Here is a 15423-nt window from a genome sequence, read left to right on the forward strand (position 1 = left end):
CCACTCCTGTCGCAGCGCTGCGTTAACTTTTGAAACGGCGCGGTTTCGGAATGCTTAACTTCGGTGGGCACGTGGCCCTTTGTTTACAGGCGATTTTCCGATCATTTTAACCATTTCGCCAAAGGGTGGGTGAGGCGGAACAATCTGAGAACAAATCTTTAACTCGGGTGAAAAACGCGATACTCTGGGCGCCATGAGCAGTTTTGACGATTCCGACGCGTTCGAGGCCGCGGCGCGCCCGTCGCTGTCGGCCCGTGCGATGGCCGCACGACCCGCCACCTATCTGGATGGGCTGAACCCCGCACAGCGCGAGGCGGTCGAGACATTGAACGGGCCGGTCCTGATGCTGGCCGGTGCGGGCACAGGCAAGACCAAGGCGCTGACCGCGCGCATTGCGCATCTGTTGACGACCGGCACCGCGCGGCCCAATGAAATCCTGGCCGTGACCTTCACCAACAAGGCCGCGCGCGAGATGAAGACCCGCGTCGGCACCCTGCTGGGCGAGGCGGTTGAGGGGCTGCCCTGGCTGGGCACGTTCCATTCGATCTGCGTGAAACTTCTGCGCCGCCATGCCGAGCTTGTCGGTATCAACGGCGTCACCGGCCCGAACGGCGCCTCCGATGCTGTGATCGAAACGGCAACTGGGCCCACAACCCATCTGAAATCCAACTTCACCATTCTGGACACCGACGATCAGATCCGCCTGCTGAAACAGCTGATCGTGGCGGCCGGGATTGACGAAAAACGCTGGCCTGCGCGGCAATTGGCCGGTGTCATCGACGGCTGGAAAAACCGCGCGTGGACGCCCGACGCCGTGCCCGAAGCCGAGGCGAATGCCTTTGACCGTCGCGGTGTCGAACTTTATGCCGCCTATCAACAACGCCTTGTCACCCTGAACGCGGTGGATTTCGGCGATCTGCTGCTGCACACCGTGTCGATTTTCCAAAACCATGACGACGTGTTGGACCAATACCGCCGCTGGTTCCGCTATATCCTTGTGGACGAATATCAGGACACCAATGTCGCCCAATATCTGTGGCTGCGCCTTTTGGCGGGCGGCCATCACAACATCTGTTGCGTGGGCGACGACGATCAGTCGATCTATGGCTGGCGCGGGGCCGAGGTCGGCAATATCCTGCGGTTCGAAAAAGACTTTCCCGGCGCTCATGTGGTGCGGCTGGAACAGAATTACCGCTCTACCGAACATATCCTCGCCGCCGCCTCGGGCGTGATCGCGGGCAACAAGGGGCGACTGGGCAAAACCCTGTGGACGGCGGCCAAGGGCGGCGAAAAGGTCCGTCTGATCGGCCATTGGGATGGCGAGGAAGAGGCGCGCTGGATCGGTGACGAGATCGAGGCGATGCAAACTGGCACCCGCGGGATGGACCCCAAGACGCTGAACCAGATGGCCATTCTGGTCCGCGCCTCCCACCAGATGCGCGCGTTTGAGGATCGGTTCCTGACCATCGGCCTGCCCTACCGCGTGATCGGCGGCCCGCGCTTTTACGAACGGCTCGAAATTCGCGATGCGATGGCCTATTTCCGCCTTGCCGTGTCGCTGGATGACGATCTGGCGTTTGAACGCATCGTCAACACCCCCAAACGCGGGCTTGGCGACAAGGCCCAGCAGAAGATTCAGATGGCCGCGCGGCAAAACGGTGTGTCGCTGTACGAAGGCGCCCGGATTTTGTTAGAGGCCAAGGGGCTGACCGGCAAAGGCGCCAAAGAGCTGGCCCGCCTCTGCGATGGCCTGCAACGCTGGCACGCCATCACGCTGACCGGCAGCCGCTCCCATATCGAACTGGCCGAGATCGTGCTGGACGAAAGCGGCTATACCGAACATTGGCAAAACGACAAAACGCCCGAGGCACCGGGGCGGCTGGAAAACCTCAAGGAACTGGTCAAGGCGCTGGAAAACTTCGACAATCTGCAAGGGTTCCTCGAACATGTCAGCCTGATCATGGACAATGAAAGCGAAGATGCCGAGGCCAAGGTTTCGATCATGACACTGCACGCCGCCAAGGGGCTGGAGTTTCCCGCCGTCTTCCTGCCGGGGTGGGAGGACGGGTTGTTCCCCTCGCAACGCTCGATGGATGAAAGCGGGTTGAAAGGGTTGGAAGAGGAACGCCGCCTCGCCTATGTGGGCATCACCCGCGCCGAAGAGGTTTGCACCATATCCTTCGCCGCCAACCGCCGCGTTTACGGCCAGTGGCAGTCACAGCTGCCCTCGCGCTTTGTCGACGAACTGCCCGAGGATCACGTGACCGTCCTGACCCCGCCCGGCCTTTACGGCGGCGGCTACGGCGCGGCCGCCCCGCAGGCCGACACGTTTGAAGAGCGGGTCGCCAAGGCCGATGTCTATAACTCGCCCGGCTGGAAACGCATGCAGTCGCGCGGGGCGAACTATCAGACCCGCCAGCCGTCCGAGGCCAAGAATATCGTCATCGACGCCGAGGCCGTCTCGGCCTTTGCGCAGGGCGACCGCGTGTTCCACCAAAAATTCGGCTATGGCATCGTGATGGGCATCGAAGGCGACAAGCTGGATATCGAGTTCGACAAGGCCGGGTCCAAGAAAGTGGTCGCCCGTTTCCTTGTCGCCGCCGCCCAAGCCGACGACGTGCCGTTCTAAACCGCTTCCATCCGGGGGCGCGCGGCGATGATGCCGGCGGCCAGATGGTCCACCAATTGCCGCACCCGCGCCACCTGCCGCAGATCGCGATGCAGCAGCAGCCACAGGCTGCGGTCGGGCTGCGGGGTCTGGAACGGTGCGCGGACAAGGCCCGGCTCGGCATCGCCCACGAAACAGGGCAGCATCGTCAACCCGGCGCCTGCGCGGGCAAAGGCGATCTGCGTGGCGCCCTCGGTCATCCTATGGCGCAGCCGGGCGTTGGGAAAGGCGCTGGCCGCGATCCAATCGGCGGTGTCGGCCTCGTCGGGCTCGGTGCTGCCGATCCAATGCAGCCCCGTGCCGCCGTTATCGGCCATGCGCTGCGCCAGCGACGGCGCGCAATAGGCCGCCCGCGAACAGGTCGCCAGCCGCCGGCCCAGCACGTCGCCATCCACCGCCCGCGCAAAGCGCAACGTCACATCGGCCTCGCGCAGCGCCAGGCTGACCGGGCGGCGGTCCAGGTCGATCCGCAGATCCACGCCCGGGTTGTCGGTGGCAAAACCGGTCAGCAGGTCCATCACCAGGGTGCGGGCCAGGAAATGCGGCATGCTCAGCCGCACCGGCCCCACCAGCGCTGCATCGCGGCCCGCCAGCAGGCGCGCGGCGGCGGCCACCTCGGCCTCGACCCGCTCGGCATGCGGGATCAGCTCGGCCCCGGTCGCGGTCAGGGTCAGCCCCGTCGGCATCCGGTCAAACAGCCGCGTGCCAATCGCGGCCTCCAGCGCGTCCAGCCGCCGTGCCACCGTGGTGCGGTTGGCGCCCATCGTGCCGGCGGCCCGATGAAACGAGCCGGCCCGGGCCACGGCCAGGAAAAACTTCAGATCGTCCCAGTTCATATCCGTCGGGCGCGGCGACATCGGGGGGCCTCCTGCAGGGGGTGCGCCCCGCAGAGTGCCGCCCGGCGCGCCGCGCCGCAACCGTTCAGTTGGCCGAAACCGGGCGGAACAGCACCAGCATGCCGTCATCCGTGGCGCTCAGCCGGATCGGGCGGGCGCCAGACTGGTAGGCGTCGGAATTGTACCAGGCCATCGCCGCATCCTCGTCGGGGAACGACACCAGCGCGGTCCAGTTGCCGGTCCAGTCGCCCTCGATCGCGGTGTAATCCTGAGCGCCGAAATAGATCGTGGCGCCGTGCTCTTGCAGCGTGGCAAAGGCGGCGGGGCCGTATTGGCCAAAGAACGCATCGGCGTCGGTGACGTTGGATTGCGCCAGCAGGAACACCGGCTCGGCCTGGGCGGCGGGGGCGGCGATCAGGGCAAGGCCCAGTGCGGCGGATGTCAGGAATTTGGTCATCGGGGGGCTCCGTTTGCTTGTGATGGCTTTGCAAATGCCCCATCACCCGCGGCCCCGACAGGCCCCCATCGCGCACCCCCGCAGCCCGAATTTGCACATGTCCGAAAAAGCCCTCCGAAAACGAAAAAGCGGCGACGCCAGGGAGGAGGAGAGGCGCCGCCGCTAAGTTCACGCGGCCTCAGGGAGGAGGTAGAGACCAACGTATGCGGTTCGGGACGTGGGTGCGTGGCACCGGGCCCCTATGTCTGTTGCGAACGGTGGCACCAGGGAGGAGGAGGGGTGCCACCGTTCAGCTTTGATGCAGTTGCCCCAGGGAGGAGGAGGGGGCACGCTACACAACGTTCGGGGTTTGACCCCGGAAATGGTGCGGCGACATCAGGGAGGAGGAAGATGCCGCCGCTCAACCAAACGACCCAGGGAGGAGGAAGGGCCATTCGATCCGAATTTTGTTGAAAGCACCGTTGCGCTTCCGATGACCTCAATTTAGGGCATTGCTGCGCGTGCACAATGCGGATTTAATCAACGCTGCCATGCAGAAAATGCATAAGTTCAGCTGTCACATTAAATCGGCCCTTTTGGGTGGTTGTGATTGCATTTTAGGCAACTTAAAACTGATTTTCGGATTTTACCGCCTGGGAAAATTCCGAAAAACGCGCAGGAGACACAGATGGCCCTCGACCGAAATATGGTTCTTGACACGCTTCGCAGAGTCGCAACTCCCGACGGAGGTGATCTGATTTCCTCCGATACAATCAGAGCGTTAGAGGTCGGCGACTCGTCCGTTCGATTCGTGATCGAAGTCGCCGACGCAGGTGACGGGCAGGCCATGGCGCCTGTCCGGGACGCGGCCGAGGCTGCCCTGCGCAGCCTGCCGGGCGTCGATGACGTGTCCGTGGTTCTGACCGCCCACAGCGCCCCAAAACCCGCGCAGGCCGCCCCCTCGGGCGACGCGCCAAGCCTGAAACTTGGGCGCCATCCGACCTCGGGCGGACCGGAAAAAGTGGCGGGCGTTGACCGGATCCTGGCCATTGCGTCGGGCAAGGGCGGTGTGGGGAAATCCACCGTCTCGTCGAACCTTGCCGTGGCGCTGGCCCGTCAGGGGCGCCGCGTGGGGCTTTTGGACGCCGACATTTACGGCCCGTCACAGCCCCGGATGATGGGGGTTAGCAAACGCCCCGCGTCGCCGGACGGCAAGACGATCATCCCGTTGCAGGCGCATGGCGTTACCATGATGTCCATCGGCCTTATGGTGGACCCGGATCAGGCGGTTGTCTGGCGCGGACCGATGCTGATGGGCGCGTTGCAGCAAATGTTGGGACAGGTGGCTTGGGGCGAGTTGGACGTTCTGCTGGTTGACCTGCCGCCGGGCACGGGTGATGTGCAACTGACCCTGTGCCAACGCACCCATCTGACCGGCGCCATTGTGGTGTCAACACCGCAGGACGTGGCCCTGTTGGATGCCCGCAAGGCAATCGATATGTTCGGCAAGCTCAAAACCCCGGTTCTGGGCCTGATCGAAAACATGTCCTCGTTCTTCTGCCCCAACTGTGGTCACGAAAGCCATATTTTCGGCCATGGTGGCGTGCGGGACGAAGCTGCAAAGCTGGACCTGCCGTTCCTGGGCGAGTTGCCGATTGATCTGGATACCCGCCTTGCCGGTGACGCGGGCACACCCATTGCTGCCGGTGACGGTCCGGTGGCCGACGCCTATGCACAACTGGCCGCCGGGCTGGTCAAAGGCGGAATCGCCTAGCCTCTGGGAAACCATGGAACCGGTTGGGAAACCGATCGGTTCCAGTCGAATCGCGGCACGATTCCGGCCGCTTCCCGGTTTTCGATGCCGCTGAAATGGCAAAATTTGATCGAAAGCCCAAATTTTTGGGAAATTCTGGCACTTTCCGGGGCGCACTATATATAGTGTCTTGATGACGTGTTTCGTCTATCTAGTGTGGCGGAATGCCGCGATTTCACCCTAAATCTTGTTTTCGCCCCCTCTCTGAAACAGCATCTTGTGTCTTCGTCCCGTGAAAATCAGTTGATTTCCATGAATTCCCATGGCAATCATTATCCATCCGATGAGGACGGGACAGTAATAGGGGCGCCAAAGACCCCGAACTAAGGCGAAAAGTCAGGTTTCATACAGGCACCCGCTTTCATCAGACGACAGAGATCCGACGCGCGGGCGAGCAGACATCCCCCCAGGTGGCGCGCGTAGTTGGACACCCCAGAGATGGGACGAGGGCGGCGGATAGGGCAGTGGCAGCAGCTCTATCCGCCGTTTCCATTCTAAGGGCCGCCTTCCCGGCGGCGGGACAGGAAACGAGAGGCAGGACGCGGTGACGCTGAGTTTCAGAGGCGAGTTCAACCAAAAGGTTGACGGCAAGGGTCGCATGTCGATCCCGGCCGATTTTCGCCGTGTGCTCGAAAGCGGTGACCCCCGGTGCCCCGAAAACCCCCTTCCGCGCATGGTTGTTCTGTATGGCCCGCACCTGAAAAACTGCCTGCACGCCTATACGATCGACGCCATGGCCGAGATCGAGGCCGATATCAAGAAACTCCCCCGTGGTTCCAACGCGCGCAAGCAGGCGGCGCGCATGATCCTTGGCAAGTCGTGGGAAACCGAGGTCGACAAGGACGGCCGGATCGTTCTGCCCAAGGACCGCCGCGAACAGATCGGCCTGTCGGGCGAGGCGGTGATGGTTGCCATGGGCGAGTATTTCGAGATCTGGAATGCCCAGACTTACGATACGGTCGAGGGCGCCGAGACTGATGACTTCCTTGCTGACCAGCCAGATGATTTTGACCCGCTGTCCCTTCTGGACGGCGGAGAGGCCTGAGCCATGGCGGCGACGGCGCCTTCCGAAGGCAAGCGCCCCCATATCCCTGTATTGCTACGCCCGCTTCTGGCCGCCGTTGCGCCCGTGTCGGGCCGCTGGCTGGATGGCACGTTCGGTGCGGGCGGTTATGCGCGCGGTCTGCTGGATGCGGGCGCCGATCTGGTCGTCGGCGTGGACCGCGACCCGGCGGTCTTTGACATGGCCGCGCCCTGGGCGCGGGAATATGGCAACCGCTTGAAACTGGTCCGCGGCACGTTTTCCGAGCTGGACGTCCACGCGGGCGCGCCGTTGGACGGTGTCGTGCTGGACCTTGGCGTCAGTTCCATGCAGCTGGATCAGGCCGAACGCGGGTTTTCCTTTATGAAGGACGGCCCGCTGGACATGCGGATGAGCCAACAGGGCCCCTCGGCCGCCGACCTGGTCAACCGCGCCGAAGAGGCCGAGCTGGCCGATATCCTTTTCCACTATGGCGAAGAGCGCGCCTCGCGCCGGATCGCGCGCGCCATCGTCAAGGCACGCGCCGTGCAACCCTTTGAAACCACATCGCAATTGGTTGAATGCGTCGAAGGCTGTCTGCCGCGCCCGAAACCTGGGCAATCGCATCCCGCCACCCGCAGCTTTCAGGCGATCCGCATAGCGGTGAATGACGAGCTGGGCCAGTTGGTCAATGGGCTGGAGGCCGCCGAGCGCGCGCTGAAGCCGGGCGGCATGCTGGCCGTGGTGACGTTCCATTCCATCGAGGACCGGATCGTCAAACGCTTTCTGACCGCGCGGTCGGGCGGCGGCGGGCAGGGCAGCCGCCACGCACCGGAAATACAGCGCGCCGCGCCGGCATTCGACCTGAAACCGCGCAAAGCCATTGCGCCGGATGCGGATGAACTGGCCGAAAACCCGCGCGCGCGCTCGTCGCGCCTGCGGGTGGCACAAAGGACCGACGAACCGGCGGGATCTGTCGACAGAACAAAACTGGGACTGCCAGCGATCATGGTGAGGTAACGATGCGCGGATTCTTTTATGTATTGGCCGGGGTGGTGGTGATTGGGCTGGCCTATTGGGCCTACTACCAGAACTTCCAGACGCAACAGGCCATCCGCAAGGCCGAACATTTGCAGCGCGAGATTGCCTCGATGCGGGGTTCTTTGGCGGTGCTGCGGGCCGAGTGGTCGTATCTCAACCGTCCGGACCGCCTGCGCGAATTGTCCGAACTGAACTTTGATCGCCTTGGCCTATTCCCCCTGCGGCCCGAGCAGTTTGGCCGCATCGATCAGGTCGCCTTTCCGGTGGACCCCGACCTGTTGGATTACACAACGCCGGTCGAGGTGATCGGCACCATCCCGCAGGAGGAACGCCCATGATCCGCACGCCTCTGCGCCCGCTTGCCCGCATTCTGGACGCCCGCGAAAAGGGCGAAAACCCGGACGCGATCGAACGCGAGAATATCCGCAAACGCCACGAGGCGCAGCGCGACCAGACCCGCCAACGGGCCGAAGGGCGGCTGTTGATTCTGGCCGCCATGTTTTTCGTCGCATTCGGCACGGTCGGGGCGCGGATGGGGCTGATGGCGGCTTCGCAACCGTTCGAGCCTTCGGTGGCCTCGTCCGGCCAGACGATCCTGGCGCAGCGTGCCGACATCACCGACCGCAATGGCAGGGTGCTGGCGACGAACCTGGCCACGCATGCGCTTTATGCGCACCCACCGCATATGGTCGACAAGGCGCGCGCCGCCGAAGAACTGTCCAAGATCTTTCCCGACCTGAACCCGCAGAAACTGCTGGCTGACTTCACCGGCAAGCGCAAGTTCCTGTGGATCAAGAAGAAACTCAGCCCCGAACAGATGCAGGCGGTGCATGACATCGGTGATCCCGGCCTGTTGTTTGGCCCGCGCGAGATGCGCCTTTACCCCAATGGCAAGCTGGCCGCCCATGTGCTGGGCGGGGCCGGCTTCGGGCGCGAGGGCGTGTCCTCGGCCGAGGTGATCGGCGTTGCGGGTGTGGAACATGCCTTTAACGACTTTCTGCGCGATCCCGTGAATGGCGGCGCGCCGCTGCAATTGTCGCTGGACCTGACGGTGCAGGACGCGGTCGAACAGGTTCTGTATGGCGGCATGCGCATGATGAATGCCAAGGGCGCCGCGGCTGTTCTGATGGACGCGCATACCGGCGAATTGCTGGCCTTGGCAAGTTTGCCAGACTTTGACCCCAACGACCGCCCGCGCCCTTTGACCGAAGGCGACGCCGCCGACAGCCCGCTGTTTAACCGCGCGGTGCAGGGGCTGTACGAGCTTGGCTCGACCTACAAGATCTTCACGGCCGCGCAGGCGATGGAACTGGGCCTTGTGAATGCCGAAACCATGGTTGATGCCAACGCCCCGATGAAATGGGGCAAGCACAAGATCAAAGAGTTTCGCAACAAGAACTATGGCCCGAAACTGTCTGTGACCGATGTGATCGTGAAGTCGTCGAATGTCGGCACGGCCCGTATGGCGCTCAGCATCGGGGCCAACCGGCAGCAGGATTTCCTGCGCGAGCTTGGCCTCTTTTCCCCCGCGCCGGTTGAACTGGCCGAGGCCCCCGGGGTGCAGCCCAAGTATCCCACGCGTTGGCGGGATATCCACACGATTACAGCGTCTTACGGGCATGGCGTCTCGGCCAGCCCGCTGCATCTTGCAGCCGCTTATGCGACGGTCGCTAATGGCGGCTGGCGGGTGCAGCCCACGCTTTTGGCAGGCCAGGGCATGCAGCGTGACGAGCGCGTGATCTCGCAAGCCACGTCCGAAGCTGCGCGCCATATGCTGCGCCAGGTGGTGGCCCGCGGCACGGCCAGTTTCGGCGACGTGCCCGGTTACGCCGTTGGTGGCAAAACCGGCACCGCCGACAAACCACGGCCGCAGGGTGGTGGGTATTACGACGACAAGGTCATGGCGACCTTTGCCTCGATCTTTCCGGCCCACGCGCCCAAATACGTGCTGATTGTCACGCTGGATGAACCGGTCGAAACCTCGGGTGCGCAACCCCGCCGTACGGCCGGCTGGACCGCCGTGCCCGTTGCCGCCGAGATCATCCGCCGCACTGCGCCGCTGTTGGGGTTGCGGCCAGAGATTGAACCCGCCAGCAAGTTTGAGGTAACACGCGCCAGCAACTGACGGGCAGGGGGCCTGACATGGCGGAACAGACCAAATCACTGACCCAGCTGGGGCTGCGCGCCCAAGGCGGGGCCGAGGCGCAGATCACCGGCCTCAGCGTCGACAGCCGCGAGGTGAAACCGGGCCACCTCTTCGCCGCGTTACCCGGCGCGCGGGTGCATGGTGGCGAGTTTATCCAATACGCACTGCGCATGGACGCCGCCGCCATCCTGACCGACCGCGCAGGTGCGCAGATCGCCGCCGCCGAACTGGCCGCATCCAACGCCGCGCTGATCATCGCCGAAGACCCGCGTCAGGCGCTGGCCTATGCCGCCGCGCTGTGGTTCGGCGGGCAGCCCGACACCGTCGTGGCCGTCACCGGCACCAATGGCAAAACCTCGGTCGCCACATTCACCCGCCAGATCTGGGCGCTGTTGGGGTTAGAGGCCGCCAATTTCGGCACCACCGGGGTCGAGGGCGCCTTTACCGCCCCGCTCAGCCACACCACCCCCGAACCGATCACCCTGCACAGCCTGCTGGCCGATATGCGCGCCGCCGGCATCACCCATGCCGCGATGGAGGCCTCAAGCCACGGACTGGCCCAACGCCGCCTGGACGGCGTGCACCTGACCGCCGCCGCCTTTACCAATTTCAGCCAGGACCACCTGGATTACCACGCCAGCTTTGACGAATACTTCGCCGCCAAGGCCGGGCTGTTCACCCGCGTTCTGCCCGCTGACGCCACCGCCGTGATCAACCTGGATGACGCCCGCGGCGCCGATATGGCGCAACTGGCGACCGAGGCCGGGCAGACGCTGATCACCATCGGCCAACACCCCGAGGCGGATTTGCGCATTCAGGGCCAACGTTTCGACGCCACCGGGCAGGATCTGCGGTTTTCCTATCAGGATCGCCCGCACCTGACCCGCCTGCCGCTGGTTGGCGGGTTTCAGGCCGCCAATGTGCTGACCGCCGCCGGGCTGGCCATCGCCGCAGGGGCCGAGCCATCGCGGGTGTTCGCGGTGCTGCCCGAGCTGACCACCGTGCGCGGCCGCATGCAGCTGGCCGCCACGCGCGAAAACGGCGCCTCGGTCTTTGTCGACTACTCGCACACGCCCGACGCATTGGCCACCGCGCTACGCGCCCTGCGCCCGCACGTGCTGGGCCGGCTGATCGTGGTCTTTGGCGCCGGCGGTGACCGCGACACCGGCAAGCGCCCCCTGATGGGGGCCGCGGCGGCCGAACATGCCGATCTGGCCTTTGTGACCGATGACAACCCGCGCTCCGAAGACCCGGCCGAGATCCGCGCCGCGATCCTGGCCGCCTGTCCCGAAGGGATCGAGGTGGGCGACCGGGCCGAGGCCATCCTGCGCGGCGTTGACGCCCTGCAACCCGGTGACGCGCTGCTGGTCGCGGGCAAGGGGCACGAGACCGGGCAGATCGTGGGCGATGACGTCTATCCCTTTGACGATGTTGAACAATCCTCGGTCGCCGTGGCCGCGCTGGACGGGATGATCTGATGGCGCTGTGGTCTGCCGCCGACGCCGCCGCCGCCACGGGCGGGCGCGCCACCAGCAACTGGGCCGCAACAGGCGTCAGCATCGACACCCGCTCGATCACACCGGGCGACCTGTTCGTGGCCCTCAAGGACGTGCGCGACGGCCATGATTTCGTGGCGCAAGCGCTAGACAAGGGCGCCGCCGCCGCGCTGGTCAGCCGCATCCCCGATGGCGTCGCCCCCGACGCGCCGTTGCTGATTGTCGATGACGTGCTGCCCGCGCTCGAGGCGCTGGGCCGCGCCGCCCGCGCCCGCACCACCGCGCAGGTCATCGCGGTGACGGGTTCGGCTGGCAAAACCTCGACCAAGGAAATGCTGCGCGACGTGCTGGGCGATCAGGGCAGCGTGCACGCGGCCGAGGCCAGTTTTAACAACCATTGGGGCGTGCCCCTGACGCTGGCCCGCATGCCCGCAGAGGTTGAGTATGCCGTGATCGAGATCGGCATGAACCACCCCGGCGAAATTGCCCCGCTGGCCGCCATGGCCCGCCCCCATGTGGCGATTGTAACCACCGTGGTCGAGGCGCACCTGGCCGCCTTCAACACGCTGGCCGATATCGCCGTCGAAAAGGGTGCGATCTTCACCGGGCTGGTCCCCGGCGGCACCGCGATCTATCGCGGCGATCTGAAGGTCTCGGGCATTCTGCGCGACGCGGTGGGCGATGCGCGCGCGGTTAGCTTCGGTGCCGACGCGGCTTGCGATCTTTACCTGTCCAAGGTGACGCTTCAGGGCGACCTGACCGTGGCCGAGGCGCAGATCGACGGGCAAAACGTTCTGTTCAAACTCAACGCCGCCGGGCGGCATTTTGCCGGGAATGCGCTGGCGGTGCTGGGTGCCGTGATGGCGGTTGGCGGCGATCTGGGCCTTGCGGTGCCCGCGCTGGGTCGCTGGACCCCGCCGCTGGGACGGGGCGCGCGCGAGCGCCGGCTGCTGGACGACACCGACACCGCGCTGTGGTTCGATCTGATCGACGACGCGTTTAACGCCAACCCGGCCTCGATGCGCGCCGCGCTCGAGGTTCTGGCCGCCGCCAACCCCGCCCACGACGTGGGCCGCATCGCCCGTGGCCGCCGCATCGCGGTGCTGGGTGACATGTTGGAACTTGGCCCCGACGAGGCCGTGATGCACCGCGCCATCGCCGATCACCCGCTGCTGCCCAGGCTGCAGGTGATCCACTGCGTCGGCCCCCTGATGCGCGGCCTTTACGACGCGCTGCCCGCCGCCCAACGCGGCGAATGGGTGGCGACTGCGCCCGAGCTTGCCACCCGTGCCGGGGCGCTGATCGACGCCGGTGACGTGGTGCTGGTCAAAGGCTCCAAGGGATCAAAGGTCAGCCTCGTGGTTGACGCCCTGCGCAAAATTGGGCATCCGGCCCCAACTTCTGACGAAAGGTAACCGCCCCGCATGCTCTACTGGCTCACCGAACTTTCCGATGGCGGCGACTTTTTCAACCTGTTCCGCTATATCACCTTCCGCGCCGGTGCCGCGTTCTTCACCGCGCTGGTCTTTGGCTTCATCTTTGGCCGCCCGCTGATCAACCTCTTGCGCCGCAAGCAGAAAAAGGGCCAACCCATCCGCGATGACGGCCCCGAAAGCCACTTTGCCAAGGCCGGCACGCCCACCATGGGCGGCCTTCTGATCCTGTCGGCGCTGGTCTTCTCCACCCTTCTTTGGGCGCGGCTCGATAACCCTTATGTCTGGATCGTGCTGCTGGTCACGGTCAGCTTCGGCCTGATCGGGTTCGCCGATGACTACGCCAAGGTGTCGAAAAACAACACCGCCGGCGTGTCGGGCCGTATCCGTATGGGGCTCGGCATCCTGATCGCCGCCATCGCAGGCTACGCCGCCACCGTCGCCCACCCCGATCCGCTGTCCGCCCAACTCGCCCTGCCGGTCTTCAAAGACACGCTGATCAATATGAGCTTCCTCTTCGTGCCCTTCGCCGTCATCGTCATCGTCGGCTCGGCCAATGCCGTGAACCTGACCGACGGTCTGGACGGTCTGGCCATCATGCCCGTCATGATCGCCGCCGGCACGCTGGGCGTCATCGCCTATGCGGTGGGCCGCGTTGACTTCACCGAATATCTCGATGTCCACTACGTGCCCGGCACCGGCGAGATCCTTATCTTCTGTTCCGCGCTCATCGGCGGTGGCCTCGGCTTTTTGTGGTACAACGCCCCGCCCGCCGCCGTCTTCATGGGCGATACCGGATCGCTGGCCCTTGGCGGCGCGCTGGGCGCCATCGCCGTGGCCACCAAGCACGAGATCGTCCTGGCCATCGTCGGCGGCCTGTTCGTGGTCGAGGCGCTCTCGGTCATCATTCAGGTCCTCTACTTCAAACGCACCGGCAAGCGCGTCTTCCTGATGGCCCCGATCCACCACCATTTCGAGAAACGAGGCTGGGCCGAAAGCCAGATCGTCATCCGCTTCTGGATCATCTCGCTGATCCTCGCCCTGATCGGCCTGGCCACCCTAAAAGTCCGCTAAGACGCCCACCCTCACCACCATCCCGCCCGGCCGACAGGCCGGGCACCCCCCGACCTCAGGCAATTGCCTGCAATCGCCCGTCGGCAGTGCATTGCTTGCAATGCACGAGAGACCGCCCCCCCGGGCGGGGGCTTCACCCCCACCCGCGGCCGCGGGCTGCCCTCTGAGCATGTCATGTTCACCCCTCACCCCGGTCCCGCCCGGCCGACAGGCCGGGCAGCGCCCGACCCTCCCCCCGGGAGGGCGCATTCACGCCCACCCAGGCTCGGGCGCTGCCCTCCCAATTTCCCACTACCCAAACCCACATCCTCTGATAGTCTTTTGCCAAACGGGTAGGGTGACGAGTTTTGTGGGAATTCCTAAAAACCAACGCGCTTGAGGTCGGCATATTCGGCAGCCTCGCCAGTATCGTCGCGGTGCTGGTCGGCGGTTCAATCCCTGACTGGATCCGGACTCTCTTCGCCAAACCCGCCCCACCTGAACAACCCAAACCACCCCGCATCGACGTCATCACCATGACCCCACAGCAATTCGCGCAAACCCAGCGCGAGATGCTGACCCAAACGCAGGCCGAGGTTGAAAAAACCCATGGCGCCGAACGCAGGCAACTGCAAGACAAGATCGACGAACTCAACCGCCGCCTCGCCAACCCCGAAGAGGCGCTGTCACAGCAACACGCCAAAATCCTCGACCTCGAAGCCCGTCTCGAACGCCTCGGCAACCGCATCGGCGGTGACCGCCTGACCGCCGCGCGCGACGCCCTGCGCGCCGGGGATTTCACCCTTGCCAACGACATCTTTGCCGAGGTCGACGCCGCCCGCGAACTGGACGTGCAAGAGGCCGCCTCGGCCGCCTTTGGCCTTGGCGAAGTGGCCGAGGCGCAAGTCCGCTGGGCCGACGCCGCCACCCACTACGACAAAGCCGCCCGCCTGAACCCAACCTTCGACACCCTCAATAAGGCGCGCGAATTTGCCTGGCGCAGCGGGGACTATGCCACCGCCCTGCGCCATGGCGAAGACCTGCTTGAATTGGCGCGTAAGCTGGATGATCAAGAAAAACTGAGCTTGGCACTAAACGAACACGCAATCACGCTGCAGGACACGGGCCGGTTTGACGAGGCAGAGCCGCTTTATCTCGAGGCGCGTGACATCACCCGTGAGGTGCACGGCACCACGCATCCTGACTATGCCACCGCCCTCAACAACCTTGCCGGGTTGCTGCGGGCCACGGGCCGGTTTGACGCGGCAGAGCCGCTTTATCGCGAGGCGCTTGAGATTGGCCGTAAGGTGCACGGCGCCGCGCATCCTGACTATGCCTCCCGCCTCAACAACCTTGCTGCGTTGCTGCGGGACACGGGCCGGTTTGACGAGGCAGAGCCGCTCTTTCGTGATGCGCTTGAGATTGACCGTAAGGTGAACGGCACCGCGCATCCTGACTATGCCTCCCGCCTCAACAACCT

At 64.7% G+C, this 15423-nt stretch carries 12 protein-coding genes; 10 read left to right on the forward strand and 2 right to left on the reverse strand.

The features are described from left to right. Positions 1-193: 193 nt before the first annotated feature. The gene (locus tag ACMU_RS16970; RefSeq protein WP_035262008.1) at positions 194-2629 is read left to right on the forward strand and encodes an ATP-dependent helicase; all 2436 of its coding nucleotides are present in this window, start codon (positions 194-196) and stop codon (positions 2627-2629) included. Here the strand turns inward: ACMU_RS16970 and ACMU_RS16975 are convergent. Both ACMU_RS16975 and ACMU_RS16980 read right to left on the reverse strand, forming a co-directional pair. Next, complete coding sequence (locus ACMU_RS16975) at positions 2626-3525, reverse strand: LysR family transcriptional regulator (RefSeq protein WP_035262010.1); 900 nt, start codon at positions 3523-3525, stop codon at positions 2626-2628. The genes ACMU_RS16970 and ACMU_RS16975 overlap by 4 nt on opposite strands. 64 nt (positions 3526-3589) lie before the next feature. Continuing rightward, complete coding sequence (locus tag ACMU_RS16980) at positions 3590-3961, reverse strand: DUF1330 domain-containing protein (protein WP_051588420.1); 372 nt, start codon at positions 3959-3961, stop codon at positions 3590-3592. 667 nt (positions 3962-4628) lie between these two features. Between ACMU_RS16980 and ACMU_RS16985 the strand changes: the two genes are divergently transcribed. The 9 genes from ACMU_RS16985 to ACMU_RS18930 all read left to right on the forward strand — a co-directional run. After that, positions 4629-5714: an Mrp/NBP35 family ATP-binding protein gene (locus tag ACMU_RS16985; protein WP_035262013.1), complete on the forward strand. Its 1086-nt coding sequence runs from the start codon at positions 4629-4631 to the stop codon at positions 5712-5714. A 583-nt stretch (positions 5715-6297) separates the two neighbouring features. After that, positions 6298-6798 carry a division/cell wall cluster transcriptional repressor MraZ gene (gene mraZ / locus ACMU_RS16990; RefSeq protein ID WP_035262016.1) on the forward strand — a complete coding sequence of 167 codons (501 nt, stop codon included), beginning with the start codon at positions 6298-6300 and terminating at the stop codon, positions 6796-6798. A 3-nt stretch (positions 6799-6801) separates the two neighbouring features. After that, positions 6802-7794, forward strand: coding sequence for a 16S rRNA (cytosine(1402)-N(4))-methyltransferase RsmH (rsmH, locus tag ACMU_RS16995; protein ID WP_035262018.1), 993 nt, complete (start codon positions 6802-6804; stop codon positions 7792-7794). A gap of 2 nt (positions 7795-7796) precedes the next feature. Beyond that, the gene (ftsL, locus tag ACMU_RS17000; protein ID WP_035262020.1) at positions 7797-8153 is read left to right on the forward strand and encodes a cell division protein FtsL; all 357 of its coding nucleotides are present in this window, start codon (positions 7797-7799) and stop codon (positions 8151-8153) included. Next, positions 8150-9940 (forward strand): peptidoglycan D,D-transpeptidase FtsI family protein, encoded by a 1791-nt coding sequence (locus tag ACMU_RS17005; protein WP_035262022.1) that lies wholly within the window; start codon positions 8150-8152, stop codon positions 9938-9940. Before ftsL ends, ACMU_RS17005 begins: the two co-directional genes overlap by 4 nt. Positions 9941-9957: 17 nt before the next feature. After that, complete coding sequence (locus tag ACMU_RS17010; protein ID WP_035262024.1) at positions 9958-11439, forward strand: UDP-N-acetylmuramoyl-L-alanyl-D-glutamate--2,6-diaminopimelate ligase; 1482 nt, start codon at positions 9958-9960, stop codon at positions 11437-11439. Further along, positions 11436-12872 carry a UDP-N-acetylmuramoyl-tripeptide--D-alanyl-D-alanine ligase gene (locus ACMU_RS17015; protein WP_152544669.1) on the forward strand — a complete coding sequence of 479 codons (1437 nt, stop codon included), beginning with the start codon at positions 11436-11438 and terminating at the stop codon, positions 12870-12872. Before ACMU_RS17010 ends, ACMU_RS17015 begins: the two co-directional genes overlap by 4 nt. Positions 12873-12881: 9 nt before the next feature. Then, the gene (gene mraY / locus ACMU_RS17020) at positions 12882-13964 is read left to right on the forward strand and encodes a phospho-N-acetylmuramoyl-pentapeptide-transferase (protein WP_035262028.1); all 1083 of its coding nucleotides are present in this window, start codon (positions 12882-12884) and stop codon (positions 13962-13964) included. A gap of 347 nt (positions 13965-14311) precedes the next feature. Next, positions 14312-15423: tetratricopeptide repeat protein (locus ACMU_RS18930; RefSeq protein ID WP_152544670.1), on the forward strand; the 1112-nt coding region annotated here is incomplete at its 3' end.

Source organism: Actibacterium mucosum KCTC 23349, from assembly GCF_000647975.1.
Taxonomy (GTDB): Bacteria; Pseudomonadota; Alphaproteobacteria; order Rhodobacterales; family Rhodobacteraceae; genus Actibacterium; species Actibacterium mucosum.